Source organism: Paenarthrobacter sp. FR1 (genome assembly GCF_051106045.1).
GTDB classification, from domain to species: Bacteria; Actinomycetota; Actinomycetes; order Actinomycetales; family Micrococcaceae; genus Arthrobacter; species Arthrobacter nitroguajacolicus_A.
This window is the reverse complement of sequence record NZ_JBPFSF010000007.1, coordinates 1-26,300: the sequence shown is the minus strand read 5'-3', so window position 1 is coordinate 26,300 and position 26,300 is coordinate 1. Positions and strand designations below refer to the sequence as shown.

Below are 26,300 nucleotides of genomic sequence, written 5' to 3'. Positions count from 1 at the left end.
CAAGGTACCGCACTTGCCGCTCATGCCGCGCCGGCGCCAGACTGGCGGCATGCGAATCGACATCCTGCACGACGACATCACCAAGCGCACTGTGGACGTGATCGTTAACGCGGCCAACTCTTCTCTGCTCGGTGGAGGGGGAGTGGACGGTGCCATTCACCGCGCCGCCGGCCCGGACCTTCTTGAGGCATGCCGAGAATTGCGTCGGACGGAACTGCCTTCCGGCCTGCCGGTGGGTGCCGCCGTCGCGACGCCTGGCTTCCGCCTCCCGGCACGCTGGGTGATCCATACCGTGGGACCCAATCGGCACGCCGGGCAGACCGATCCGGCGCTGCTCTCATCCTGCTTCCGGGAAAGCCTGAAGGTGGCAGCGGAGCTTGGTGCGCGCTCCCTCGCGTTCCCGGCGATCAGCGCCGGAATCTACGGTTGGGACGCCCGTCAGGTTGCCGAAAAAGCGTTCGACGTCGTGAGGTCCTTCTCGTCGTCAGCGTCTGTAGGGGCCGCTCCGGACAGCCTGCTGGAGGTGGTGGAGTTCGTGCTGTTTTCGGAGGAGACCACAGCGGTCTTCCGGTCCGTGTTTGAATCCTGACCGGCGGAAGGTCAGCCGTGGGCTTCGCTGAGCTCGAGCTGGCTCCGGTATTCAACGGGCTGCTTGGTGATGGGGTCCACGAACGTGATGCCGCGCGCCAGCAGCTGGAGTGGCTTGCCGTAGTCGTCCGGGGCCTTGTCCAGCAGATCCGGGTAGAAGGCATCGTTGACGATACCCAGCCCGAGCGAGGCCATGTGCACCCGGAGCTGGTGCGTCTTACCCGTGTGCGGCTCCAAGCGGTAGAGCGCGCGCTGGTGAGTGCCGGCGTCGAACGTTCTTGTCTGTTCAATGCGCGTCTCCGCATTCGGTTCGCCGTCGATGACTTCGGCCAGCAGGTAGCTGCGGGACTTGGTCATCCGGTTGCGGACGGTGGCGGGAAATTCGACGGCGGGAAAACCTGCCGCCGGTGCCGCGGCGGACACGCACTCGTATTCCTTCCGGACCTGGCGTTTCTCGAAGAGCACTTGGTACTTGCCGCGCGTTTCCGGGTTGGTGGAGAGCAGCAGCAGGCCGGCGGTCATGCGGTCCAGGCGGTGCATGGGGATGAGGTCCGGGAGATCCAGCAGGTTCCGGAGCCGGACCAGGGCTGACTCTTGGATGTACGTGCCGCCGGGCGTGGTGGGGAGGAAGTGCGGCTTGTCCACCACCAGGATGTGCTCGTCCTGGTGCAGGATGTTGATCTCCACCGGCAACCGCGTCTCCGGCGGGAGGGTGCGGTAGTACCAGATGAAGGTGTGGTCCTCCAGCTTAGTGCTGCGGTCCAGCGGCACACCGCCTTCGCCCACGATTTCGCCGGCGTCGAACCGGTCCTCGATGCCCTGGGGATCGATGTGTCCCCAGCGGTGCATCATGTAGTCCATGGCGGTGGTCCATGGGCCCTCGTCCGGCAGGCGCAGGCGAGTGGCGTTCACGCCGTCGCGCACGGGGAGGGGGGATTGCATCACCGAATGATTCTACTTTGCCTGCGTTGTGAGGCCTGCTTTGCGTCCAATTCGTGGCTGAAAGCGCGCAGAAGAGGCCCCACAACAGATGCAGCTTCCGAACATAAAAAAGTTCTTGACAATAAAAGTTGTCGGTAGCCATACTGGAAGCATGTTGGACATCGAAGTGATTGAGGACCCGGCTGCGGCGGAAGCGTCGTTGGACCCCATCCGCACCCGCATCCTCCAGGAACTCGCTGTACCCGCGTCGGCCACGCAACTGGCCACCAAAGTTGGGCTGCCCCGCCAAAAGGTGAACTACCACCTCAAAGCCCTGGAGCGCCACGGCCTGGTGGCATTGGTGGAGGAGCGCAGGAAGGGCAACGTTACCGAGCGCGTCCTGCAGGCGACGGCGGCCTCCTACCTCATCTCGCCGGGGGCGTTGGCGTCCGTGGCGCCGGACCCGCGGCGTTTCTCGGACCGGTTCTCCGCTTTCTGGCTCCTCTCGCTGGCCTCCCGGACAGTACAGGAGGTGGGCAAGCTCATCGCGGGCGCTGCCGTGGCCAAGAAGAAGCTGGCCAGTTTCGCTATCGACGGCGAGATCACGTTCCGCTCCGCCTCAGAACGCGCAGCGTTCGCCGAAGAGCTCGGCGTAGCGGTGACGCAGCTCGTGGATAAGTACCACGACGACGGTGCTGCCGCAGCGGCGGGCGGCGCACGAAAGCACCGGCTCGTCGTCGTACTTCACCCCGCACTCAAGACCCCTTCAACTGAAGTCACAGCAGAAAAGGACCACAACAATGACTGACAACCGTAAATTCGAAATCGTCGCGGACACCGAACTGCCCGGCACTCCGGAGCGAGTGTGGGAAGCGGTCACCAAGGGTACGCCGGCGTGGATGTTCCCCACTGATCAGTGGCCGGACGTGAAAACGGTCCAGGAATACCCGGGTCATCTGGTGTCCCGGATGGACGGTCCGGACGGCTGGTTCAACCAGCTGGAACACGTCCTGGAACCTGCGGAAGGCGGCCGCGCCAAGCTGCATTACGTCCACAGTGGGATCTTCGCTGACAACTGGGACGAGCAGTACGACGGCGCCAGCAAGCACACCGAGTTCTACCTCCATACGCTGGGCCAGTACCTGCAGCATTTCGACGGCAAGCCAGTGGTATTCACGGACATCCAGTCGCCTGCTTCGTCGCAGACGCCCGGTGGATTTGTGCAGCTGAAGCAGGCTTTGGGGGTGGACGGCGTCGCTGCTGGCTCGGCTTTTGAGGTGGAGCTCGACGGCGTGGGGCGGCTGAGCGGCGAGGTGGACTTCTCCAACGAGAACTTCCTTGGGCTGCGGACGTCGGACACGCTCTACCGCTTCTTTGGCCGGAACGCGTTCGGGGCACCCGTGGGCATGACGGTGCACGACTTCAGTGGCTCGGGGGATTCCGAACTCACGGCGAAGGCGTGGACCGGGTTCCTGGAGAAGGTGTACGCGTAAGGGGTACTCGCCCAACTGGCTGGCATTAGTGGTTGTTTTCAGCGCTGAGAACAACCACTAATGCCAGTCAGTTTCCGTTTAAGGGGCCCAAGCGCGCGCCACGGACTCGAGCGCGGCTTCGTAGATTCCCGGCCAGTCCGTTGCGGGGTGGTTCATCTGGGCCAACTCCAAAGCAACCAGCCCGTGCACCTGGCCCCAGATGGCCATCGCCACCACTGCGGGGTCGTCGGTCCGGAGCCGCCCCGCCGCCTGTGCTGCGGTGACGGCCTCCACCAGGGGGAGCATCGAGTCGGAGGCGACTTCCGGCGTCGGACTGCAATCAATATAGGCAGCCAAAGCGCCGCCAAACATGAGGCGGTAGAGGGCCGGATGCTCCAGTGCCCAAACGCGGTACGCCCGGCCGAGTTCCAAGAGCCCGCCGGTGGCGGCCTCCCGTTGGGATTCGCCGAAGGACCGGAAACCGTGGTCGACGGCGGCCGTCAACAGTTGTGCTTTCCCGCCGAACAGCGAGTAGATCGCCGTGGTGGACGTGTCCGCAGCGGCAGCGACGTCGCGGAGAGTCACGCGTGCCGGTCCCTCGCGGTCCACGAGTTCGGCCGTGACGGCCAGAAGCCGCTGCTGGACGTGCTGATCATGAACGATGGGTCTTGCCATGCCTCCAAGTGTTTCATAACATTGTTTCATAACAACGTTATAAAACCTCACCACAGGAACTTGGCGGTTCCCCAATCGAAGGATTCACATGGCACAGGAGATCTTCCCCGGACGGTTCACCGCGGACATCGGGCGCGACACAGTGACCGTCTTCCTCATCGGGATGCGGGCCAATCGGTGGTGGAAGACGGGCCGCGTAGCAAAAGTGGCGTCGGCAATGCCCAAGATGATGCAGCACCTCGCCGCGAATCCGGAGGCGGGCCTGCTGGGCAGCGAGCAGTGGTTTGGGCGGACCACCGTCCTGCTCAGCTACTGGGAAAGCCCGGAGCACTTGAGGCGCTTCGCCGCGGACAGGGATTCACCGCATCTGGGTCCGTGGCGGAAGTTCATGAAGGAGATCGCCGGCAGCGGAGACGTTGGCGTGTGGCACGAGACGTACCAGGTGCCGGCGTCGGGAATTGAGGTGGTGTACAACGGCATGCCGCTGTTTGGCCTGGCCAAGGCAACCTCGCACGTTCCCGTAGGGCCCGGCAGCAATACTGCGAAACAGCGCATGGGTTCGGCCGCGCGCGAGTCTGCCAAGTAGCTGACAATAGTGGTTGTTCTCAGCGCTCAGAACAACCACTAATGCCAGTTAGTTGGGATGTTAGGCGACCGCGACGGCGGCGGGCCGCTCAGTCTTGAGGGTCCGGCGGAGTTGGGGCGAGGCATCCAGCTTGTCCTGGGCGGCACGGAGCGCGCGGACGGCCAATTCCAGCTGGGCTGGTGGCAGCGTGTAGGGCACGCGCATGTAGTGCTCAAAGGCACCCCCCACTCCGAAGCGGGGTCCGGCCGCCAGTCGAACCCCGAAGTCCGGCGCGAGCACCGTTAGGGCCGTGCTGCACGGTGAGGGCAGGCGGCACCACACCGTGAGCCCGCCCCGCGGGCGCTCCAGCTCCCATTCCGGCAGATGCTCAGCCAGCAGTCCGAATAGCGATTCCCGATTGTGCCGGAGCTCCTCAAGCCGGGCGTCCAACGGCTCGGCGAAGGATCTGACCAGGCGCGCCGCGGCCAGTTGCTCAACTACGGGACCACCCAGGTCCATGACGGTCCGCGTTGCGACAAAGCGGGCAACCAGGTCCTCATCTGCCCGGATCCAACCGGTCCGCAGGCCCGCCCAGTGGGACTTGCTCAGCGACCCTATCGAAACCACCGCGGAACCGAAGGTCGACATCGGCGCGGTACGGACGCCGTCGAGGTTCAACCCCCGCAATGTCTCATCAACCACCAGTACCGTGCCCGCGGAAGCGGCTGCGCGCACCAGCCGTCGGCGCTGTAAATCTGACATGATGCGCCCGGTGGGGTTGTGGAAGTCCGGAACGAGGTAGGCCATGGCGGGCCGTTGGTGGTTCATCAGGGCCACCATGGCATCGATGTCCCAAGCCGGTGATGTGCCGGCGGGCAGTGCAACAGGCAGGGGTTTGCATCCTGCGGCGCGGATCGCGTCCAGGGCGTTGGGGTAGGTGGGATGCTCCACCATCACCCGGTCCTGCTTGCCGGCGAGGGTGCGCAGCACGATGTTGAGGGCATGCTGCGCGCCGGAGGTGACCAGGACCTGCTCGGGTGTGGTGGGGACCCCCTCCGCGGTGTACTTGTGGGCGATTGCTTCGCGAAGGGCCGGCACTCCCACTGCGTCGTATCCGAATCCCGGCAGGAGTGCAGGCAGTTCGGTCAGGGCGTCCGCGAAGGCCCGGTGCACTACCTCGCCCGCTGCGGACAACGACGCGTACGCCAGATCCAGGAGCCCCTCCGGGGCGGCGAGGCCCGGCATGCTGGCGGGCGCGGTACGGTGCGGAATGCAAGTCCGGCCCCGGCTGCCTTGACCGGCGGTGAGGAAGCCCTGCTCACGCAGGTTCGCATAGGCTGCGGTAACGGTGGTCCGGCTGAGGCCAAGTGTCTGCGCCAGCGACCGCTCGCTGGGCAGAGCGACGTCCAGCGGGATGCGGCCATCCATCACCAGCAAACGTACGACGTCGGCCAACTCGCGGTAAGCGGGCAGGGCACCGGAGTTCCAGGAGCCCAGAAGGCGGACGAGTGCTGTGGGATTCAATGAGCCGGGCATAAGACCAGTATTCCAAACTGGCTATGGAATACAAGGCCAGTTTTCTTGGAAGATGTAGTTCATGATGACCCGAAGAATCACACAACTCCTGATCGGCCTCGCAATGTATGGCATCTCCTTGGCCATGTTCATCCGGGCCGGCCTTGGCTTGGACCCCTGGGATGTGTTCCACCAAGGGGTGTCCGAAAAAACCGGGTTCAGCATCGGCGTTGTGGTGATCGCGGTCAGCTTCCTGGTTCTCCTCCTATGGATCCCCTTGCGGCAGATGCCAGGCATCGGGACCATCGCCAACGCAGTGCTGGTGGGCCTGTTCGCCGACCTCGGCCTTTGGCTCATTCCGGAGTTCTCCCACCTCGGCGGACAGATCGCCATGTTGGCCGGGGCCGTGATCCTCAACGGCATCGCCTCCGCCTGCTACATCGGTGCCCGCTTGGGCGCCGGTGCCCGGGACGGGCTCATGACGGGCCTGGTTCGGCGGACAGGTTGGTCCGTGCGGCTGGTTCGTACCGGCATCGAAGTGGTTGTCCTGGCCGTGGGCTTCCTCCTGGGCGGGTCCGTGGGCGTGGGCACTGTGGTGTACGCCCTCGCGATCGGGCCCATCGTGCAGGTCCTGCTGCCGAAATTCATGGTGCCGGAACGGTCAAAGGGAACGGCCCCCACGGAAGCCGTGGAGGCCGCAACCGCCGCCTAGCGGCGCCTAGGGAGAGGGAGCCGGTTGGCAACGCGGGCAAAAGTAGATGTCCCGTTCCTCGGTTCCATCCGGGCCGGCCAGCAGGCCACGGCGGATCGTGGCACCGCACCGCCTGCATGGTTGGCGTTCCCGGCCGTAAACCCAGTACCCGGGACGCAGGGCTCGTGGGCCCAGTGTGGTGCGGCGGCCAGGTCCAAGGTTTTCGCCCAATAGGCGTTTGGCGTCATTGACCGTCTTGGCCAGATCCGGGACGTCTCCGAGTGGCAGGGCCGGGTGGATGCCGGACAGGAAACAGGCCTCGCAGCGGTAGATGTTGCCGATCCCTGCCAGTTTCCGCTGGTCCAGCCATGCGAAGCCGACCGTAACATCCGGCTCGGCCCGGAGTCTGCGGAGTGCTTCCTCTTCGTCCCAGTCCGGGCCGAGGAGGTCCGGCCCCAAGTGTCCTACCACCTTGTCTTCCTCCGCCGTGGGCACTACTTCCAGGATGCCCAACGAGAATCCGACGGCGTCGGCGGTACTCGTCCGAAGGACACATCGTGCCGTGTGGCCGGGCTTGGTCCAACGACCACCGGGCTGGTAGATCATCCAGTTGCCTTCCATTTTCAGGTGGGAGTGGATGGTCAGGGCACGGGGTTTCCTGCTGGCGCCGGGCTCCTCATCAACGGGTCCCGCCAAGCGCATCAGAAGGTGCTTGCCCCGGGGCACCACCTCGGTGATGGTCCAGCCCGCCAGGTTGAGCGTGGCGAAACGTGGCACGCGGAAGTCCGAAGCGGTGATGATTTTTCCTGCCAACGCCTGGTTCAAGCGTGACGCGGCCCGCCAGATGGAATCGCCTTCAGGCACGGATCCGGAGTCCCTTCGGTGTTGAGTACGCGCCCGCGGCGGCCAAGGCAACAGCAATCGGTGTCTCAAGGAGATCGTGGCCGTTGACCTTCTCCATGAAGAGCTTGTCCACGGCACCGCGCCGCACCACATCAACCAACGCTTGGGCAGCAACTGCCAGCACTGCCTCGTCCTGGCTGAAGGTGAGCAGCGTCTTTCCGCCGCGTTCCACGTAAAGGACCAACGCGCCGTCGACCATCACCACCAGCGCCCCTGCCTTCCGCCCCGGACGGTGCCCCGATCCGGCGTCCACGGACAGCGCGGGCCAGGGGAGTGCGGCGCCGTAGGGATTGGCAGGGTCTGTTGCCGCCAGCGCCAACGCCGACGGCTCCGCCTTGGAGATGCGGGCGTCTTCCGTGAAGGACCTCAGCCGGTCCACCGTCGCGGGAACGGCGAACTGGGCCGCTCCGAGGTGCTCTATGAAGTAACCACGGCGGCACCGGCCAGCCTCTTCGAGCCGGGCCAGGACTTTGTACATCAGCCCGAAGCCCCCAATGATGTTCTCTGCCATGACCGAACCGCGGGTGAGCACGCCGTACCTGTCCAGCAGGAGTTCAGCCGTGCCTCGGGCATGGATGGTGGGGTCCAGTTCGGGCGCAGGCAGCGCAGACCACCGGCCCACAGCCGACGGTGGTGCGGGTGCGATGCCGCCGCTCACTGAGCCGTACCGTCCGCCGGTGAGACCGGGCGAACCCAGCAACCCGGTTCCGTGCGAGCGGCCAAGCCTGCTCATCCGCGGAGTCCTCGCCCTGGGGGCCTTGGCAACTTGCCGGTGGGCCGTCTTGCCGCCGGAGATCATGGCCCGCACGGGGGCGAAGGTATCGCCGGTGACGCGGCCGGCCCACACCAGGTCCCACAGGGCCGTAACGACGGCGTCGTCGCTGAGCACTGCATCCATGCCGCCTGCCACTTCGGTAAGTTGCCGGAAGAAGTAGCCGCCCCCGGCACTGAAGTGCTCAAGGAGCCGCTGCTGCGCGTCGCCCGGTTCAAAGTCAGGGGCGGGATTGAGGGTCAGTTCTGCGGAATCGGCCACGTGCAGGCTGATCCAGCCGTCGTTCCCCGGCAACGACCCCGCACCGGACCACAGCAGTTCCCCTGCAGCCATCAGCTCGTCCAGCATGGCCGGTTTGTAGTCCGCCACCCGGCTTGCCAACACCAGCGGTTCCCAAGCGGAGGCCGGGATAGGCACACCGGAGAGTTGGTCCACGGCCGTGATGATGCCGTCGAGTCCGCGCAGCGCCTGGCTGCGGGACTTCCCGGGGGCGGTCACGTTCTGCCACGCAGGCAGGAACCGCCCGTAGGCCGCCGTGTCCACGGGTTCCACTTCCGCTCGCAGCGCTGCGAGCGAACGTCGCCGGAGCTTTCTGAGGACCTCGGCATCGCACCACTCGCTGGACGGCGGAGCGTCAAGGGTCATAAGTTCCGGTTCAGCAGCCTCAGTGGGTTGCTCCGCGACAGCGTGTGGCCGGAACTCGCCTTCCACTACGCGGCCATCCCCAGCCAGGCGTTTCAGGGCGGTATTGACGACGGCGACACCTAGTCCCAGCCTTGCCGCTGCCTCAGCTGCCGTGAAGGGCCCGTGGGTTCGGGCGTAGCGGGAAACGAGATCGCCCAAGGGGTCGCTGACCGGTTCGATGAAGGCGAGCGGAACACCCATGGGCAGCGGTACGCCGATAGCGTCGCGCAACCGGGCCGCGTCCTCAATGGCCGCAAAACGCTCGACGCCGCCGATGGTCACCTTGAGCGCACGATTGGCTTTCTGCAGGGCTGCGAGGTGGGCTCCGGCGTCGAGGATGCTGCCCGGTGGTGCGGTCGGGGGCGTGTCCTCCATCTGCTCGGTCGCGTCGAGCTGTTCCGGAGCGTCGGGCTGCGTGCTTGTATCCGGCTGCTGGGCACCCTCGAGCCGCTCAGCCACCTCTTCAACGCTGAGTGGTCCGAGCAGCCGCAGGAGATCCGCCACCCCCTCCATCCCACGAACTCTTCGGTCCGGGGCGAGGCGCTGCAGCTCCCGTTCGGTGGAATCGATGACCGCTGCGTCCAGGAGTTCGCGAAGTTCCACGCGGCCCAGGAGTTCGTTGAGGAGCGTCGAGTCCAAGGCCAGCGCGGCGGCCCGCCGCTCGGCCAGGGGGGAATCGCCCTCGTAGAGGAACTGGGCCACGTACCCGAACAGCAATGACTTAGCGAAGGGGGACGGCTGCTGGGTGGTGGTCTCCACGATCCGAAGTTCACGCCGCTCAACGGATGCCGCAATGTCTTTCAGCGCGGGCAGATCGTAGACGTCTTGAAGACATTCGCGCACCGTTTCGAGCACGATGGGGAACGACGGGTACTTCCGGGCGACATCCAGCAACTGGGCAGAGCGCTGGCGCTGCTGCCACAGGGGTTGGCGCTTGGCGGGATTCTGGCGGGGGAGGAGCAGGGCCCTGGCGGCGCACTCGCGGAACCTTGAGGCGAACAGGGCGCTGCCACCGACCTCTGCCGTGACGATTTGCTCGAGTTCCTCGGGGTCGAAGAGGAAGAGCTCAGCTCCGGGTGGTTCGTCTTCCATCATGGGCACGCGCAGGACGATCCCGTCGTCAGCCGCCATGGCCGAGCCGTCCAGGCCGTAGCGCTGCTGGAGGCGCTGCCCCACGGCGAGGGCCCACGGGGCGTGGACCGGCATGCCGAAGGGACTGTGCAGGACCACTCGCCAGTCTCCGAGTTCATCGTGGAATCGCTCCACCACCAGGGTCCGGTCACTGGGGACGATCTCCGTGGCTTCTTTTTGCTCCCGGAGGTACTGGAGCAGGTTGCTCGCGGCGAAGGCGTCCAATCCACTGGCTTGGCAGCGCTCCATGGCTGGAGCCTCGTCGGCAGCCGAAAGTTCCCGAATGAAGGCACCCAAGGCGCGCCCCAGATCCACGGGCCGGCCGAGGGAATCACCCTTCCAGAACGGAAGTTTGCCGGGTTGGCCGAAAGCGGGGGACACCAGGACGCGATCATGGGTGATGTCCTCGATCTTCCAGCTGGTGGCACCGAGCGCGAAGACATCGCCTACCCGGGACTCGTAGACCATCTCTTCATCCAGTTCACCAACCCGGCGACCACCCTTGGCGGCGCGGGCAGAGGCTGTGGGTTCACTGCCGTCCGTACTGGCCGGGGAGGACGAGCCCTCAACTTCTGTGCCGATGATGTACACGCCGAACAACCCACGGTCCGGGATGGTGCCACCAGAGGTGACAGCCAGGCGTTGGGCGCCGGGCCGGCCTTCGATGGTTCCAGCGTGCCGGTCCCAGATGATGCGGGGCCTGAGTTCTGCGAATTCGTCCGAGGGATAGCGTCCGGCCAACAGATCCAAGGTTGCCTCGAACGCTGAGCGGGGCAGGCTCGCAAATGGAGCCGACCGCCGCACCGTGCTGAACCAGTCCTCCACGTCAATGCTGCCCAATGCCGTGGCCGCCACGGTTTGTTGGGCCAGGATGTCCAACGGATTGGCAGGGATGCTCAGGCGCTCGATCTGCCCGCTGAGCATGCGTTCCACGGTGACGCTGGTGTGGAGAAGATCAGCGCGATGCTTGGGGAACAGCACGCCCTCGGAGATTTCGCCCACCTGGTGACCGGCACGCCCCACACGCTGGAGGCCGCTGGCCACCGAGGGAGGCGACTCCACCTGGACCACCAGGTCCACGGCTCCCATGTCGATGCCCAGTTCCAGGGATGAGGTAGCAACCACGCAGCGCAGCCGGCCGGACTTGAGGTCGTCCTCGATCATGGCCCGTTGGTCCTTGGAGACCGAACCGTGGTGCGCGCGGGCCAGCACGGGGTCCGCACCAGTGGTGCTGCCGGCCTGGGCCATCATGTGTGCTGGCGTTGCCGTGGAGGCGGGGACGGCTGGCGCCGGAACGCCGGCGTTCGACTCGGGGGAAGCCCACTCGCCACCGCCCACCGCCATCAGTTGGCGTTCGGCATAGATTTCGTTCAACCGGGCGGTCAGGCGCTCAGAGAGTCGACGGGAGTTGGCGAAAACGATGGTGGACTGCTTGGACAGGACCAGATCGACGATCTGTTCCTCCACATGCGGCCAGATGGACGCCTGGGGCTGCAACCCGGAGGCCGGGCCGGAATCGAACGCGCCGGCAGCACCCTGCAGGTCCGACATGTCCTCTACAGGCACAGTGACGGTGAGGTTCCAGTTCTTCTTGGACGGCGGAGCGACAATCTCCACAGGAGCCTGTCCAGCCAGGAACTGTGCCACGAGTTCGCGCGGCTGCACCGTGGCCGACAGTCCAATGCGCTGTGCCGGCTTGGGCAGGAGGGCGTCGAGCCGTTCCAAGGAGACGGCCAAGTGTGCGCCGCGCTTGGTTCCCGCGACAGCGTGAACCTCATCAATGATGATCGTGTCTACTTCGCTGAGGGTTTCCCGGGCGCGGGACGTCAGCATAAGGAACAGGGATTCCGGGGTGGTAATGAGGATATCCGGTGGGTTGGTCAACAGCGTTCGGCGATCTGCCGCCGTCGTATCTCCGGAGCGGACACCCACCGTCACCAGCGGTGCCGGTAACCCCAGCCGCTTGGCGGTTTGGGTGATGCCGATCAGGGGCGCACGGAGGTTGCGCTCAACGTCCACGCCCAGCGCCTTCAGCGGCGAGATATAGAGGACGCGGGTTTTGGTCTTGGGGCGTTTGGCTCGGCCCTTCCCGTTGGCTGGCACTGTCTCGAGCCCCGGCAGCGTGTCGGTCGGCCTGGCATGCAGCCTGTCCAGTGCCCAGAGGAAGGCAGCGAGGGTCTTACCCGAACCAGTGGGCGCCACAACAAGGGCATGCGAGCCCGAGGAGATCGCGTTCCAGGCGCCGTCCTGGGCGGGCGTGGGCTCGGAGAAAGCGCCGAGGAACCATTCCCTGGTTGCCTGGCTGAAACGGCTGATGGCGCCATCCGGCGCCTGCGGCTCCTGCATCCCTCCATCATGCCCCACGGCCCCGACAGAATAAGCCGGAGCCGTGGGCCGAAGGTCAAACGGCCTGGAAAGCGGTGATGGTCAGGAGCTTGATGCCGGCATTGCTGCACGCGTCGTGAGGTTCGGCGACGAAGAGCGACGCTGTGTCGTTCGGCGGGTAGATCCGGAATCCTGCTGCAGGGACCTTGGTGCAATCGCCGTAGTTACCGGCTTGCGTGTACCGGATTTCGGCCCAGGCAGACTTGCCCGGTGCCAGCTCAATTTTGGTGACCGGGGTGGTGGTTTCGCGGGTCGCCGGTTCGCCGATGGGTTCGCCACTGGAATCGGCGGTCAGGGAGACGCCGGCGAAGCCTTCCAGTACGCACGGCGTGGTCCCGGAGTTGGTCAGGATCAACTTCTCGTAGATGCTGCCTGCTGCGCCGCCGCCGGTCGCATCGGTGGCCGCTGTCAGCGACGCCGCCTTGCACAGGGCTGGAGCGGCGGGCGCTGCCGACGTTGCCGTTGCGGACGGTGATGGTTGCGTGGTGGCCGTTTCAGAAGGAGAGGCCGATGCCGACGGGGATGAAGAAGTCGGCGGTGCGCTGCTGGTTCCTGAAGGGCTGGGGCTTGGCCCACACGCTGCAAGAAGCAGCAGTGAAGCGGCTGCCGTCGTCGTCACAAGGCCGGTTTTGATGCGCTGAGTCCACATGGGCACCAGCCTTGCGGCGCGTGTGACGCGAGTCAATTCAGCCACGGCCGTGACGGCGGATTGGCGCCCGGATCGTGATCTTCCGGGCGCCCAACCTTCCTCTGCTACTTGGTGGTGGCCTTGGCCGGGGCAGGCTTGGCGGAGCGGCTGCGGAAGAACGCCGCGCCACCGAGCCCAAGGCCCGCGATGCCCGCGATCAGGCCGGCCCAGCTCCGGGCCTGCGACCCGTCGTCGGTGACGGCAGCCGCCTGCACCGTGGACACGGTGGATGCCGCGTGGTGGTCGCCCGCTGCGTCGGCCGGGGTGATGGCGATGGCCGGCGCCGGCGACTTCAGGTCATCCTCGCTCTGGCCATCCTTGGGGATCTCGATCCAGTCCGTCTTGCCCGTTTCGCAGGTCTGGTACGTGGGGAAATAGATGGTCTTACCGGCGGCGTCCGGCAGCTTTACCGAGAGGACCAAGGCATCGCGCATGTGCGGATCCAGTGGCGCCTTGGCCGTGTACACGATCTGGCTGGTGCGCTTGGTGATGGATGTGCCGTCTTCCAGCTTCTTGGGTTCAGGCAGGTTCTCTGTGACTTTCTCCACCGTCCAGTTGGCGTTCACGGTGGGGGTTGCGTCGGTCAGTTCCTCGGGAAGGCTGATGGCCACTTTTGTGGTGCCGGATGTGCCGCAGCCGTGGGGTACACCGAAGGTCAGCAGCGCATACGAGTTCGCCGCGGTCTTGTTGGGATCGACGGAAACGTGCGCTGACGCGCCGGCGATGCCGGCCATCATCAGGGCTGCGGTTCCACCGGCAACGGCGGTGGCGGACAGGGTGCGACGGAGCGAGGACTTCTTCATGGGATTGCCTTTCGGGGGCGCCAAATGAGGGCGCGGGGGTACGGGTTTGGGCCCGTCACCTTGCAAAGGCTTGTGCTGGCTTTGCAGCTTTGGTGCTTTGCAGCTTTGGTGCCGGGCGGAACTAGGGAAGTACGACGGCGGCGGGCGGGCCGCGCCGGCTGTCTTGCCTGAGGTTCCGCCAAGGGCGGGGGATGAAAACGGCGGGTGCGGCGACAGCCACAGCCGAGGTGCCGGCGTCGGGCCTGAACAACAACGTGGGCAGGGCGACCAGCGGACGCAGCCACGCGGCCAGCTGCCACAGCGCATCCTCGCCCTTGGCCAGGACGACCGCCGAACCGAGAGTGGCAATGACGTGGCTCAGCACCATCAAGGCGCCGAAGGTGGTGCCGAGTTCATGCGTGTGTTCGGTGGCGGCATGGAGCGCCGGGCTTAGTGACTCGTTGGCCAGGTGATGGGCTGGACCTTGCGTGCTGGCAGTAACTGGCCCCAGGGCACTGAAGGCTTCATGCAGGGCGAGTTGTCCTGCGCCCAGGAGCGCGGCCATGGTCACGACGTTCAGCTTGAACCGCGTGGCCAGTGTTGTGGCCAGCGCCGTCAGGGCAATGAGTGCCAACAGGACCGGTGCCGTGGGGAGTACGCCGCCACCAGCGACGTGGGCTCCGGCGGCAAGAAGCACCACCACCAATGAGATCGCGCCGGACCGCAGCGCATGGAAGGGCGCCCTGGACTGCGATGTGCGCACGGGTCCCCCCCCATCTCTGTGACTGCTGCCGGATTGTCAGCGTTTTGATTCTATCGGGAGTTCGGTGCCGGCCCGTCCTCGGATGGGTCCTATGTGGATACGTGCGACGCAAGGTGAGTGCTAACCCCTCGAAGTCCGCACGAAGGTGGCTTTCGGTGGCTCGGGTACCTTCGCTGCAGCTCCGGAACGTCGACGGCGGAGCTCAAGTTTGAGGCTCTCCTCACCGCGCGCCATGGCCCATTGGTGATTGGCGGAGAAGGCAGGCTTGAGGAGCCAACTCAACCGTCTGAGGAGGGGCTTCGCGGCACTGACCCGCCAGTCGTAGGTGATGACAACCTCCGGGCCGTCGGCATCGAAGGTCCAGCGGCCGGTCCCGTTGAGGTCCCCTTGGGCTGTCAGTGCGAAGCCGTTAAGCGTGACCGGTTCGGTGATGGTGAGCCGCCAGCGCAGCGTGTACGGGAGCCAGCCCTTGGTATGCAGGTCGAAGGAGGCGCCCACGCCGTCGGGGCCGCCCTGGGCTACAGGTGTCACCGAGAGGTAGACCGAGGGCCACCATTGCTTGAGGGTCGTGGCGTTGCCAAGGACGCCGACCACTTCTTCACGAGTGCCTGCCACCCGCCATACAGTGACGAACGCATAATCCGTGCTTTTGCCCGCTAGTATGGCCACTGTTGCCTCCACGGTCCGCAGGTTCAGGGGGTGTCTGACGGCATCCGTGATTAATCTACTCTTGGCTGCGCGGAAGGGTTAGGTCCCGTCTCCTTCAGCGCTCGAAAGTGTTGAGGTCCCTCGGCAACCGGAGACCTAGTCGCCCGAGTTCTCCCGCGATGTGATGCCGAACGGCGGCGACTGAAGCTCAGTGAAGTTTCCGACGCTGGCCCGCACCGTGCATTGTGGCGTGATCTGCAAGGCCGTCACCGTGAGCCCTGAGCTGTCCACTGCCAAAGCACCGCCGCAGCCGTCAGCGAACCGCACCCCCTTCTCGCCGCCGGTTACGGAGGCGAGCATTTGCGAGGGTTTGCCGGACGCAGGACTGACGTACAGCGGATTGAGTTCATCGGCTCCGCCGGCCCACACCGGAACCAAGGTGATTTTCAAGGGGCTGGGCGTGACCACCCGGGCAGGCATCCGCACCTCCACACCCTTCAGGCGTTGGACGGGATACGCGGTGCCTTTGACTGCAGGGTCCTGAGTGGCGGCCGCGGTTGCCTCGGACCCGGCGCGCAGCCACGAGTCCATTGCCTTCTGGTCTGCGGGAGCCACCGGAACCTTGGCGGTCAGCTGCACTGATCCTCCAGCGGGGATCTCCACGCCGGACAGTTTCCATCCGCACGCAACATCCACACCTGTGATGGACGCCTGGTTGCGGCCCGCGGTGCCGCCATCCCACGTCACGGCCGGGCATGCTTCTCCATCAGCCAACCCCGGGATGACCTCAAGGAACTCACCGGACAACGGCGCTTTCTGTGCCGCGTAGGACACTGTCAAACGGACCTGGCCGGACGACGGCTCGTACGTGGCACTCCGGGAAATGGTGAGTCCAGTGGGTAGGGCTGGGTCTTGCAACTGCGCTGACAACTGCTGTCCGGGAGGCGTGGGCGCGGCCTGCTGGGTGGTGGGGGACAAAAGAACAAAGCCCACAACCATCGCCACGATCAGTAGGACCGCACCACCGGCAAGGAGCAGCGCTTTGCGGGTCCGCCAAAACGGAGTCGCATCCTTCTCCTTTTTCGACTCCTCCGCCGGGGGCCGCATTTCGCGGCGGGGCATGGGGCGGGCGATGGTTGCGCTGCCGGCCTGCCCGAGGTCCGGAACCACGGCATCGACGCCGGCAGCCGGGGCCGCCGCGAAGGCTGCGAGTTCGTCATCGGTAAAGGCGCCACGCACCACCGTGGCGGGACGCTCGACGTCGTCGAAGTCTTCGGGCGCCTCCCCCCGGGCGATCGGGCTGCTGCCGGCAAGACCGGGTGCCAGCCGCCGGAGCGTCGAAGCAGCCTCACGCGCAGTTGGGCGGGAAGCAGGGTCCTTGGACAACAGCTGATCGAGGATGCCCCAGAGTGCGTCGTCCACGGGAATGCGCGGTGGACGTGCGGAAACATGGCGGTATGCAACGCTGAAGTCCGTGCCGGGACCTGCGAACGGAGTCCTTCCCGCAAGGAGTTCGTACAGCAGGACGCCCGTGGAGTAGACATCGCCGGGAGGTCCGGACCGGCCTTGGCTGATGAGCTCGGGAGGCATGTATTGCGGAGTGCCGATGAGTCCGGTGGTCTGGCGGATTTTCTCGCCTACGACATCGGAAATGCCGAAGTCGGAAACCCTGATGTCCCCGGTTTCACGCTCGGACCACGGACGGGTGAGGAGCACATTGTCCGGCTTGATATCCCGATGCGTTACGCCTCGCGAATGTGCGAATGCGAGGGCGTCGAAGATTTCAGCGGCAATGTTTACGGCATCTTCGGGTGCCAGCGGTCCGGCTTCCTTGACCATGTCGCGTAACGAACCGCCGGCGATGTAGTCCATGACGATGGCCAGCCGTTCACCCTCAACCACCATGTCCCGCACGGTGACGATGTGGGAGTCCTGAAGTCCCAACAGCACGGATCGCTCGCGGACGAACCTCTCCACCAGGGACGGATCATCGGCATGCTCCGGACGCAACACTTTGGCCGCCAATGTCCGGCCGTCCGTCGAAGTGACGGTCCAGACCTCGCCAACAGCACCGGAACCCACCCGTTCGCCGAAGCGGTAAGACGCTCCGAGCGCCTGCCCCGTCTGTGCCAATTGCATGTCCGTACTCTCCAAAGCTATCGATCTGATTCCCCAAAGCCATCCAGCGCAAGGCGCCTGCTTCCCGTCGGCTCAGCTCCCGGGACTTACCGACTGGATGAGCGACACTTGCCCGCCCACCCCTATGTACCCGCGCCCGGCAGTCAGCGCCACGGGAGCCTTCCGCGGAAGGGTGGCACCCAGCAGTTCGCCGTCGTAATTCACGTCCGGCTGGAGCAGCACGCCCAGGCGCGATTTGCGGACAGTCTTGGTCCAGTGGCTGTACAGTCCTCGCAGATCAGTGGCCCGCCCGGCCGCGATGATACACAACCCCGGCGGCCCGGAGGCCACGATCCCGGCGATGGACTGATCGGTGTCCTCGAAGCGTTCGGCATCATCTATCAGCAGGAACACCGGGCCGCGCTCGATCCGCAGGGAAGCGAGCAGCGCCGGCACCTCGTCCGCGCCAACGGCTACCCGATCCAGGGTGGCCGTGGCCAAAGGCGAGCGGCGGTCGCAGATCCCCCAGACCTGGGCCGGACCCCGGGAGGTGGCTACGCCAGTAACGGCCTCGGCCAGGGCCAGCAGCAAGGTGGACTTGCCCGAACGGGCCGGTCCGGCGATCAAGGCGTGCTCGCCCTCATAGATTTCCAGGAAGGCGGGGGCGAGGTCAGTCTCGCGGATTCCCACGGGGATGTGCCAGGGCTCGGTTTCCAGTTGCGGCTTCACTCCCAAATCCGCCATGCTGACGTCAGTGGGTAGGCTCCGGATCGCCGTGGTCTTCGCCGGTGCATCTGCCCAGCTGTGCCGGACGCGATCCACAGCGGCCTCCAACCCGATTCCGGGAGTGGCAACGTGCATTTGCAGGGAGGTGCGAGGGTCCACGCAGCGCCCAGGGAGTGCCGCGGGGACATTCTTGGCCCGCACGCCCAGCGAGGAGTAGTCGTAGTTATCGGCGAGCCGGAAGAGCCACTTCTGAAGCGTTACTTCATTCATGACGGAGGGAACCGCTTTGGCACGGGTGGTGGTCACGGCGAAGGACAGGCCAAGCGCCGGGCCGTCGGCGTATGCGCGGTACAGCAGGCCCAGAAGTTGCTGCCCTTCAAAGTCCTGGAATTCGTCACGGAGGGATGCCAGGCCGTCAAGCAGCACCACCATGCGGCGATGCGTACCCGGTGCCGCGCGGCGGCTCTCCAGCTCAGTGCTCAGATGGCGCAGGAATCGGGCTTGCTGCTCTTTGGCACCGGCACCCGTTCCTACGTATGCCACGGTGTGCGGCAGGCGTTTCAGCATCTCAAGGTCCCCGGAGCCCATGTCCAGAATCATCAGATCCAGTTCAGTTGGATCTGCCTCCCTGGCAAGCGTCAACGCGATGGACGCCAGAGTGGTGCTCGTGCCGGAGCCTGCCACACCCATCAGCATCAGGTTGCCCACGGACATGTCCCATCCGGCTGCGGACTGGCGCTGCAGTTCTGGCTCGTCCAGCAGGGTCACCATCACGGCGGACCCATGGACGCGGCCCACTGTCGGTCGCCCTGGGGTAGGGGCGTGTGACGGAGAGGCCTCCGCCGCGAACCCGTCCAGCTCCACACGCTCACCCAACGCCTTCGGCCAGACCTGCCGCGGAGGAGCGTAGCCGGCCTCGGTATTGGCCTCCACAACGGCGTCGATGAGGAGATCCAGATCATTCTCGTCCACTGCTGCGGACCGCGGAACTGCCGGTGCCGGGGCGGGGACCCCGAACTGCCGGATGTCGCGGACATCGACGGCGGGACCGCCGTCGAGCTGTGCCTGACCGGTGACCAGCGCGGTCTGAACCGGCGTGATGTCGTCCTGGCCAAGTTTTACAAAGGCGCGGCCCATCTGCGCCCTGCCGATGGCAGAAGCGGCGGGTACGCCGATGACGTTGTTGGAGTCGTCACGGCTCTGGACACGTAGCGCCACCCGCAGGTTGGTGTTTGCGAGGATGTCGTCGCTGACCACACCAGCCGGCCGCTGCGTCGCCAGGATCATATGGACTCCCAAGGTACGGCCCACAGCGCCGATGCTGACGAGGGCGGTGAGCACGTCCGGGAAATCCTTGGCCAGCATGGCGAATTCATCCACCACCAGCAGCAGGCGTGGCATTGGTTCGGCCGGGTTCGTGGCCAGGTAGGCATTGAGGTTGTCGATGCCTTCGCCTGCCTCGGCGAAAACCCGCTGGCGGCGTTCCATCTCCGCTTCCAAAGCGATCAGGGCGCGGTCTGCCAGCTGTTCGTCCAGGTTGGAGATGGTTCCGATGGTGTGCGGCAGGCGTTCGCAGGCCTTGAAGGCGGCGCCACCCTTGAAGTCAACCAGGATGAAGTTGAGACGGGTCGGATCGTTGCGGGCAGCGAGGCCGGCCACGAGCGAGCGCAGGAACTCGGACTTTCCGGATCCGGTGGTGCCGCCCACAAGGCCGTGCGGGCCGTCCTTGACGAGGTCCAGGGTCAGTGGCCCGTTTTCGCCAGTACCTATTGGCGTGGAGACACCGGTGGGGGCCTGCCACAGCCGGCGGATCGTCGCCGCGTCGGGGCGCTCGAAGCCCAGCAGACCGGGCAGCCGGACCAGTGAGGGCAGGGACGCCCCGGGGACGCTGAGCTCCGGGTCGTCGAAATGCGCCAGGCGCGTGGCACAGCGCAGAGCCTCTTCTTGGTCGAGGCCTGCCAGGATGACGTCCTCCACGCGCGTCAGGTCTTCCGGCTGGTCCACGGTGGCCGCAGCATCCGTCCCCACCCTGATGATGGTGGTGCAGGACGCAGGCAATTGCTCTTCGGACGTGGCGATGACGATGCCCGCCACCCGGGGTGGGCGCTGCTGCGGGTTGATGTGGCCTCCCGGGACGGAACGGCCCATGCCGAGCAGTGCTCGGGCCGGGGCGTCCCTGCCTTCAGTGAGGACATCGGAATCGAGGACCACCATAAGAGCCGGCGTGGGCAGTTCTTCCACGGAGTCCTTAAGGGCGCGCAGCATTGCCAGGCTCGTCTCGCGGTGCGCGCACATCCATCGCTCGCCCGTGCTGCTGCCCGTTTGGCGGGTATGGGGAAGCCACGAGGCCCATTCCCACTCATCGGCCCGGCCGGCGTCACAGAAAACACCGATTGTCAGATCCGCCGGACCAACGTGCACCGCGGCCTGGGCTACAAGGGAGCGGGCCAAGGCCAAAGCGCCGTCCCGCGAGCCAACGATGCCCACCACGCCGGCGTCTGTGAGGTCCACGAGCACGGGTGCGGCCAAGAGACGGGCTGCGGTGAGGGATTCCTTGACTTTTTCGTCCGGACGCGAGCCTGCAGCCCGGTCCACTTCAGGCTTCCACGGCACATCACCGGTGCCGGCATGCAGGGCCAGGAAGTCGTCCGAGTCCGCACGGCGTTGCCACAGCGAGGTAGCCGGGAGCGCAGGACGACGTACAACCGTGGCGGGATCGGGGACCATCCGGTGTCTCCGGGCGGTTTCCACCTCGGCGGCCTTGCGGATCTGCTGCTCGAACTCCTTGAGCGCCCCGTCGAAGCGCTCTGCCTCTTCCTTGAGGCCGCGGGCGTGGCGGCGTTTCTGCTCGAACCACATGCCCACCGCCATCACGGGACTCAGCATGGCGAACATGGCGAAGCGCATGTCCCTCAGGATCATCACCATCGCAACCGCCATGACCAGTGGCGCCAGAACCGTGATGTAACTGAACTTGTTGGCCGGCGGCACGTCCTTGCGGCTCGGAGGAACCAACGGATCGCCGGCCGGGGCGCGGCCGGGACGCGGTGGTCTGTTGAAGGGAGCGGTTGAAGCCGGAGTCAGGTTGTGCAGGCTCCCCGGGGCGGGGGCGGGTGTTTCCTCCAGGTTTGGTCGGAGGAGAAGGACCGTGCCGCCTGCCGTGATGGTGGCTGTCTGAGTGACCAGGACTCCGTCCTCGCCCACGGGCTCGCCGTTGACCAAGGTGCCGTTGGTGGAGCCTCCATCCACCACCCGAAGTCCGTCCTCTTCGCGGCGAAGACGGAAGTGATCCCACGACGCGCTCTCAGTAGGCAGACTGAGATCGGCATGGGGAGACCTGCCGATGAGCATGTCGCGCCCCTGCGGAACCTCCACCACACCACCGGTGCGCTGACCACCGGCCAGCGTCAGGCTCCACCCACGTACGCGGTCCGGAACAGGCCAGGGCGCTCGCGAGATGCGGCTGCCTTCCAGCAGAATCAGTTCGGAGAGTGGCGTGGCACCCCGGACCTCTGTCTCATTGACGAACACCGGCTCGTCAGGCGAAACCCTGGGGCCCCCGGAGGCTTCCACTAAGTCGGACAGTGTGATGGCGGGCGCAGCGTGGGCAACCTCGCACTCAAAACGACGATCGTCCAAGTCGATCAGCACACGCACCGGGGCGCTCCTCCTCTAGTGGATCTGTTCCTGCAGACGCGGGGACAGGAAGGTTGGTTAGGGGCTGACTGGCGCCGGGACCCAGACAAGCCGCGGGGCGTTCTCATCCGCTGGACGGAGCCCGAGGTCCTGAGGGGATGCGTACACCGGGGTTGCTTCAGCGGTGAGCGCCTGCGATTGCGAGAAGTCCAGCGTGGGCCCGGCGAGGCCTTCTCCGGGACCGAAGGACATGGTGCGAAGAGACGCTGCCACCTTCGACGGATCGGTGCTCCCGGCCAGGGCGCCTGCGCGGACCAGGGCCACCACAGCGTCATGGCTGCGTGCGTCCGCAGCCCAGGCGTCCGCCGAGAACGGTGTATCGTCCGTCAGGTTCTTGATCTCCGGATTCCCGGTAGCCAGTCTGATGCCGGCGAGGAATGCGGACATTCCCCGCCCTTGGGCGTCCTGCTGGAGCGCGACAGCGTCGCCGGTTGCCAGCGCAATGCTGACCAGCTGTCCCGAAGCAGTGCCGTCCAGCTCCGAAAGCGAGGATGCGAACGCGGGGGTGGTGGCGCCGTCGGGAAGTACCAGCGGTACTGACACGTCGCGTGACTGGAGGGCCTGTACAAGCCGTGCCAAGCGCTGCGGGGTGGCCGCCGACACCACAACAGCGTCTGCGGGGTTGGCAATCCGTGTGCCCTCAGCATCAGCCGGCGCATCCTTGGACGGCGGACGAAGCTGGTCGCCTGTACGGATGGCAGCTTCCTGGGCCAAACCGGACACGTCGGCGAAGCCATCCAGTGCCAGCGTGTCCGCGGGTGCGACGGACGCCGGGACCTGGCCGCCGTCGCTGACCAGCAGCACCCGGCTCTTGCCGGCAAGGGCGGTCCCCAAGCCAGCCTGGACAGAGGCTGCTGTTGGTCCAGTAGTCCACGTGGTTTGGGTCGGTTCTGACGCCTCGCTGTAGGGCAAGATGACCGGGAGGTTGAGTTCCTCAGCCGCCTTCGCGGCTGCACGGGCTTGCGGCCCTGTGCTGGCTACGACAACACCGGACACACCCTGCTCGGCGAGTGCAGCGACGGCGGCGCGGGCGCCGTCTTCCGTCCCCCGGTCGTTGTGGGTGGGGAGGGCGACTGTTGCCCCGCCTTGGGCGAAACGCTGTGCCGCCACCACGGCACCCTGTGCTGCCCGGTTGTATTCGGTACCGGGTTCGCCGGACTGGCCGAACGTCATGACGATGCCGATCGAAAAGTCCGCCGGCAGGCCGTCAGCCTTCAGGGCAACTGGTACTGTCGCGGCCACAGGATCGGGCCGGGGAGCTTCCGCGGGGCGGTTCAGCGTGATGGTCAAGACCACGGCAGCAGCAATTACGACGGCGGCTCCCGCAGCGATCAGGGCGAAGAGACGGTTCCGGGGGCTCACGCGTTGCCGCCGATCTTCAGTGTGTACAGCGTCTGTGACGTCGCACCTGCAGGGACCTCGAGTTGGAACGGCGGCAGTTCATCCACCGCAGTGAGCGAGGCCTTGAACTGGGCCTGGCGCAGCAGGAGTCCTGCAACATCGCGGGAGCGGATGTTGGCGTAGCCTTCAGCGTTCTGGGAGGCCAACGCCAACTGGAAGTCCGCGGTATCCGCTTTGGCCGCGCTGGTCGCCATGGAGCCGAGCAGGCCCGAGCCGTTGACCGCGCGGTCGCCAAGATCCAGCATCACTTTGTTGAGGCTGGAGGCGAGAAGGGCGCTGGCACCTTCGACGTCGCGGGTGGAGCCGGACGTGCTGGACGCGATGTTGTCCAGCGAGGACTGTGTGCTCTTGGACAGGGCGGCTGTGAGGTCACCGCTCTGCCCCAACAGCTCGTCCCGCTGTTTGTTGACCGTTCCCTCGGCATCCTTCACAACATCGTCCGAAGTGGACTTCAGCCCGGAAATGGACCGGTTGAAGGCTGTGGTCACGGCTTCAGAGCTGGCATCGCCGATGTCGGCAACCTGACGTACTTGTTCGCCCACGGTTTTGTAGACCTCGGCAGCAGTTTCGGCGGAAACGTCGCGCAGGGAATCCTTGATCTTTTCGCCAAGGCCGTCCTGCTGCTCTTTCAACTTCGCCAGTGCGGTGGTCACTGTTCCGGAGGAGTCAATCGCGTCAGCGAGTGCAGCATCCAGCGCCTCAAGTCCCCGTTTGGTGCCGTTGACGTTTCCTGTTGCGGCGCCGTCGAGCGTCTTGACGGCCGTCTTGATCGCTTCGAGTTTGGTGTCGGCGTCGTCGAAGGTGGTCTCCAATGCAGAGAACGCCTGGCCGATTGCCTGGTCGGCAGCGGTGGTGTCGGTGGCTGCAAGAACCTCGTCCCAAGCAGCTGACTGGCCTCCAAGCCGAACGTCCAAAGGCTCTTTGAAGCCCGGGGGCGTATTCAGCGCGGGTGAGGGATTGCTGTCCTCATCAGTCGGTTCGCATGGCACGGACGTCAAATAGGAACGCAGCCGCTCAACGTCCTTCGCGGACAACTTGCCTTTGCCGGGGATGAGGCCGTCATCGGATAGCTTGCACAGCTCGTCTGCCACCTTCTGGTTCTGCTGCAGCATGGAGCCGTTCAGCCATGTCCCTTGACCGAGTTCGCCCTTTGCGGACTTGGCATTGGTGGCGATGGCGAGCAGTTTCTGCCGGAGGGCGTCCACGCTGGTTTGGGCAGCGGTGGCTGCTTTCCGCGTCGTGGCTGCAGAGTCGGCAGCGGACTTGATGGCCATGTCCAGAGCAGCCAGTGCCTTGCTGTAATCCTCGGAAGTTCCGGAGCCGTCAAGCATCGCACCGAGGTCGGTGCGCACTTTTTCAAGTGCGACGGCGGAAGTCGCCTGGTCTTTGATCGCGCCTTCGACGACCTGCGGCTGGAGGCCAGAGACAAGCTCGTCGCCCTTTTGCACCAGGCCCAGAAGGGCTCCGGTAACTGTCACGGCCGAGCCGTAAAGGGAGCAGGTCATGGAACCCTGCTCAGCGCACTCCGCAGGCGTGGGGTTTTCGGGTCCCATGGTGGCTTTGAGGGCGCCGGCAACAGTGTCCCTGCAACTCGCGCTGACTTTCGCGTAGGCATCCAACTGTGAAGACATCGTGAGGACGCTGGAGTACACCGTGGCCGCCGGCGATGCCTTGGCAACCTCAGCGGTGCAACCGTCACCGGTGATGGGAGCGACCGGGGGCGTGGCGGACGTATCGCCCAGCATCGCGTCCACGGCGGAGACCGTCAGCTTCAACTGGGACATGGTGGTGGATTGGGTGGCTGTGGTGGAAGACTCCAAATCAGTGCCGAGAACCTTCAGCTGCTGCTTCAGGTCCGACATCGTCGCAGCCAGTGCCTGGGAGTTATCGCGCAGTTCACCGGCTGTCTTGGCGCCGAGGGTCTGCGACGTTGCCTGCAGGTTCCGGCGAACCTCGGTGATAGTGGACCCGGCCTTGGCCAGGACCGTGTTGACGTCCGAAACCAGCGAGATTGTCCGGCGCTGCAGCTCCATTTCCGAACCTGTCCCGGACGAGAAGGCGCTGGAGAGCACTCCGTTGGCACTGAGGTCCGTATTGAGGCCAGGCTGAACAGCGACGTCGAATTCGGGAACCTGGAAGTCCTTCACGTCTGCGGCGAGACGCAGCGTCGTGCTCGCTCCGGAACGTGGGGGAGCCAGGACTGTGGCCCACTGGACCACGGTGGCGCCGTCTTCAGTGCTGCTCAGGACGCCGTTGGTACCTGTGGCGCCGTCGGCCGATCCGGCCCTGACATCGTCTGCGCGGACACCGGGAAGTTTCGTCGATGCGGCAATTGTCAGCGGGGCGCCTACCAAAGCGGTGTCGGAGCGGGTCTGCCCTGCGGCGTCATACTGGATGTTCTGCGGTTTGACGGTGAGGTTTTCGAGAGTCAGGTTGATCTCCACCGGACCGGTGTGGCCTTTCAGCTCAGCGAGGTCGGAGCCTGACTTTTCCCCGGCACGGTACTGAAGGCTCACACGCACCGGGAGTTCGCCCACTACCTGGGCGGTGTCGTACGTGGTGTTCTCCGCGGAGGAGTCCCCTGCAGCGGATACGGAAATGGTGGTGCCTTCAATCGTCTGGACTCCGGCAGCAGGGGACAAGCCCACGCGCACGCTCTGAAGGAGTTTGACGGGGTTGGTCACCGGCTCCGGCTCGGGAGTCTGGGTGCAGGATGTCGTCGCGATCAATCCCAGGGCAACCAAGGCGATGCCGAGTGCGCGGCCCGGGGGGATGCGACGCCCCGGGTGGTGCTGGTTAAAACTAGCCTGCCTGGGCATGGATCGTCCCCTCATTCGTTCACGGTGCCTTGAGTATCATACGGGGTTGCGCTCACGAATGGACTAATCCTTCCGCATAGAGATCGTGCAGGTCACAGCCGGAAACGCGAAGTAAGAGTTATTTGTCCGTTTGTTGGATTTATTGGGTGGTGTTGGTAGTTTAGGCATCGTCTGGTCGCCTGGACTGGTTTTGGTTTGGGTGTTGCGATTGTTCTTATTGGGAGGAAAGTTCTATGTCGCGTGTGTTGTCTACTGAGCAGGCCAAGGCTGCTATTGGTCAGGTGCAGTCGATTATTACTGGTGGGTTTACTGATCAGATTTCGGCGTTGGATGCGCAGGGTCGTGTGTTGTCGGATC

General features: G+C 65.4%; 18 protein-coding genes. 5 read left to right on the top strand and 13 right to left on the bottom strand.

What is annotated here, in order from left to right; translation table 11 throughout:
* Positions 1 to 49 precede the first annotated feature (49 nt).
* On the top strand, positions 50 to 589 hold the full coding sequence (locus ACR30Z_RS14510; protein ID WP_434373214.1) for an O-acetyl-ADP-ribose deacetylase: 540 nt from the start codon (positions 50 to 52) through the stop codon (positions 587 to 589).
* An 11-nt stretch (positions 590 to 600) separates the two neighbouring features.
* On the opposite strand, the gene ACR30Z_RS14505 is transcribed toward ACR30Z_RS14510, so the two are convergent.
* Positions 601 to 1,530 (bottom strand): RluA family pseudouridine synthase, encoded by a 930-nt coding sequence (locus tag ACR30Z_RS14505; RefSeq protein WP_434373384.1) that lies wholly within the window; start codon positions 1,528 to 1,530, stop codon positions 601 to 603.
* Positions 1,531 to 1,681: 151 nt separating this feature from the next.
* Here ACR30Z_RS14505 and ACR30Z_RS14500 point away from each other — a divergent pair, with 151 nt between their 5' ends.
* Both ACR30Z_RS14500 and ACR30Z_RS14495 read left to right on the top strand, forming a co-directional pair.
* Complete coding sequence (locus ACR30Z_RS14500; RefSeq protein ID WP_434373213.1) at positions 1,682 to 2,317, top strand: helix-turn-helix domain-containing protein; 636 nt, start codon at positions 1,682 to 1,684, stop codon at positions 2,315 to 2,317.
* Entirely contained in the window at positions 2,310 to 3,002 is a 693-nt protein-coding gene (locus ACR30Z_RS14495; protein WP_434373211.1) for an SRPBCC family protein, read from the top strand. The genes ACR30Z_RS14500 and ACR30Z_RS14495 overlap by 8 nt, the downstream gene beginning before the upstream one ends.
* A 78-nt stretch (positions 3,003 to 3,080) precedes the next feature.
* On the opposite strand, the gene ACR30Z_RS14490 is transcribed toward ACR30Z_RS14495, so the two are convergent.
* Positions 3,081 to 3,656, bottom strand: a complete 576-nt coding sequence (locus ACR30Z_RS14490; RefSeq protein WP_434373210.1) for a TetR-like C-terminal domain-containing protein — start codon at positions 3,654 to 3,656, stop codon at positions 3,081 to 3,083.
* An 88-nt stretch (positions 3,657 to 3,744) separates the two neighbouring features.
* Here ACR30Z_RS14490 and ACR30Z_RS14485 point away from each other — a divergent pair, with 88 nt between their 5' ends.
* The gene (locus ACR30Z_RS14485; RefSeq protein ID WP_434373208.1) at positions 3,745 to 4,242 is read left to right on the top strand and encodes a DUF4188 domain-containing protein; all 498 of its coding nucleotides are present in this window, start codon (positions 3,745 to 3,747) and stop codon (positions 4,240 to 4,242) included.
* 60 nt (positions 4,243 to 4,302) lie between these two features.
* Here the strand turns inward: ACR30Z_RS14485 and ACR30Z_RS14480 are convergent, their stop codons facing one another.
* Positions 4,303 to 5,757, bottom strand: coding sequence for a PLP-dependent aminotransferase family protein (locus tag ACR30Z_RS14480; RefSeq protein ID WP_434373207.1), 1,455 nt, complete (start codon positions 5,755 to 5,757; stop codon positions 4,303 to 4,305).
* A gap of 61 nt (positions 5,758 to 5,818) precedes the next feature.
* Between ACR30Z_RS14480 and ACR30Z_RS14475 the strand changes: the two genes are divergently transcribed.
* Positions 5,819 to 6,448 (top strand): YczE/YyaS/YitT family protein, encoded by a 630-nt coding sequence (locus ACR30Z_RS14475; protein WP_434373206.1) that lies wholly within the window; start codon positions 5,819 to 5,821, stop codon positions 6,446 to 6,448.
* Between the two features lie 6 nt (positions 6,449 to 6,454).
* Here the strand turns inward: ACR30Z_RS14475 and ACR30Z_RS14470 are convergent, their stop codons facing one another.
* The 10 genes from ACR30Z_RS14470 to ACR30Z_RS14425 form a co-directional block, all read right to left on the bottom strand.
* Complete coding sequence (locus ACR30Z_RS14470; protein ID WP_434373204.1) at positions 6,455 to 7,291, bottom strand: DNA-formamidopyrimidine glycosylase family protein; 837 nt, start codon at positions 7,289 to 7,291, stop codon at positions 6,455 to 6,457.
* Positions 7,284 to 12,263 carry a DNA glycosylase AlkZ-like family protein gene (locus ACR30Z_RS14465; protein WP_434373203.1) on the bottom strand — a complete coding sequence of 1,660 codons (4,980 nt, stop codon included), beginning with the start codon at positions 12,261 to 12,263 and terminating at the stop codon, positions 7,284 to 7,286. The genes ACR30Z_RS14470 and ACR30Z_RS14465 overlap by 8 nt, the downstream gene beginning before the upstream one ends.
* A gap of 55 nt (positions 12,264 to 12,318) precedes the next feature.
* The gene (locus ACR30Z_RS14460; protein WP_144650368.1) at positions 12,319 to 12,951 is read right to left on the bottom strand and encodes a DUF4232 domain-containing protein; all 633 of its coding nucleotides are present in this window, start codon (positions 12,949 to 12,951) and stop codon (positions 12,319 to 12,321) included.
* A gap of 104 nt (positions 12,952 to 13,055) precedes the next feature.
* Positions 13,056 to 13,793 (bottom strand): YcnI family copper-binding membrane protein, encoded by a 738-nt coding sequence (locus ACR30Z_RS14455; RefSeq protein WP_144650370.1) that lies wholly within the window; start codon positions 13,791 to 13,793, stop codon positions 13,056 to 13,058.
* 121 nt (positions 13,794 to 13,914) lie between these two features.
* Complete coding sequence (locus ACR30Z_RS14450; RefSeq protein WP_144650372.1) at positions 13,915 to 14,535, bottom strand: hypothetical protein; 621 nt, start codon at positions 14,533 to 14,535, stop codon at positions 13,915 to 13,917.
* A gap of 120 nt (positions 14,536 to 14,655) precedes the next feature.
* A complete protein-coding gene (locus ACR30Z_RS14445; protein WP_144650422.1) occupies positions 14,656 to 15,204 on the bottom strand; it encodes an SRPBCC family protein in 549 nt (182 codons plus the stop codon).
* A 135-nt stretch (positions 15,205 to 15,339) separates the two neighbouring features.
* Entirely contained in the window at positions 15,340 to 17,322 is a 1,983-nt protein-coding gene (locus ACR30Z_RS14440) for a serine/threonine-protein kinase (protein ID WP_144650374.1), read from the bottom strand.
* Positions 17,323 to 17,394: 72 nt separating this feature from the next.
* The gene (locus ACR30Z_RS14435) at positions 17,395 to 21,684 is read right to left on the bottom strand and encodes an FtsK/SpoIIIE domain-containing protein (protein WP_144650376.1); all 4,290 of its coding nucleotides are present in this window, start codon (positions 21,682 to 21,684) and stop codon (positions 17,395 to 17,397) included.
* 57 nt (positions 21,685 to 21,741) lie between these two features.
* Complete coding sequence (locus tag ACR30Z_RS14430; RefSeq protein WP_434373200.1) at positions 21,742 to 23,085, bottom strand: hypothetical protein; 1,344 nt, start codon at positions 23,083 to 23,085, stop codon at positions 21,742 to 21,744.
* Positions 23,082 to 25,943: a hypothetical protein gene (locus tag ACR30Z_RS14425; RefSeq protein ID WP_144650380.1), complete on the bottom strand. Its 2,862-nt coding sequence runs from the start codon at positions 25,941 to 25,943 to the stop codon at positions 23,082 to 23,084. The genes ACR30Z_RS14430 and ACR30Z_RS14425 overlap by 4 nt, the downstream gene beginning before the upstream one ends.
* Positions 25,944 to 26,300: the final 357 nt, after the last annotated feature.

Bases quoted from the DNA above. Each gene is read 5' to 3' on its own strand.
- ACR30Z_RS14510 (WP_434373214.1), top strand. From the start codon at position 50: ATGCGAATCGACATCCTGCACGACGACATCACCAAGCGCACTGTGGAC.
- ACR30Z_RS14505 (WP_434373384.1), bottom strand. From the start codon at position 1,530: ATGCAATCCCCCCTCCCCGTGCGCGACGGCGTGAACGCCACTCGCCTG.
- ACR30Z_RS14500 (WP_434373213.1), top strand. From the start codon at position 1,682: ATGTTGGACATCGAAGTGATTGAGGACCCGGCTGCGGCGGAAGCGTCG.
- ACR30Z_RS14495 (WP_434373211.1), top strand. From the start codon at position 2,310: ATGACTGACAACCGTAAATTCGAAATCGTCGCGGACACCGAACTGCCC.
- ACR30Z_RS14490 (WP_434373210.1), bottom strand. From the start codon at position 3,656: ATGGCAAGACCCATCGTTCATGATCAGCACGTCCAGCAGCGGCTTCTG.
- ACR30Z_RS14485 (WP_434373208.1), top strand. From the start codon at position 3,745: ATGGCACAGGAGATCTTCCCCGGACGGTTCACCGCGGACATCGGGCGC.
- ACR30Z_RS14480 (WP_434373207.1), bottom strand. From the start codon at position 5,757: ATGCCCGGCTCATTGAATCCCACAGCACTCGTCCGCCTTCTGGGCTCC.
- ACR30Z_RS14475 (WP_434373206.1), top strand. From the start codon at position 5,819: ATGATGACCCGAAGAATCACACAACTCCTGATCGGCCTCGCAATGTAT.
- ACR30Z_RS14465 (WP_434373203.1), bottom strand. From the start codon at position 12,263: ATGCAGGAGCCGCAGGCGCCGGATGGCGCCATCAGCCGTTTCAGCCAG.
- ACR30Z_RS14460 (WP_144650368.1), bottom strand. From the start codon at position 12,951: ATGTGGACTCAGCGCATCAAAACCGGCCTTGTGACGACGACGGCAGCC.
- ACR30Z_RS14455 (WP_144650370.1), bottom strand. From the start codon at position 13,793: ATGAAGAAGTCCTCGCTCCGTCGCACCCTGTCCGCCACCGCCGTTGCC.
- ACR30Z_RS14440 (WP_144650374.1), bottom strand. From the start codon at position 17,322: ATGCAATTGGCACAGACGGGGCAGGCGCTCGGAGCGTCTTACCGCTTC.
- ACR30Z_RS14425 (WP_144650380.1), bottom strand. From the start codon at position 25,943: ATGCCCAGGCAGGCTAGTTTTAACCAGCACCACCCGGGGCGTCGCATC.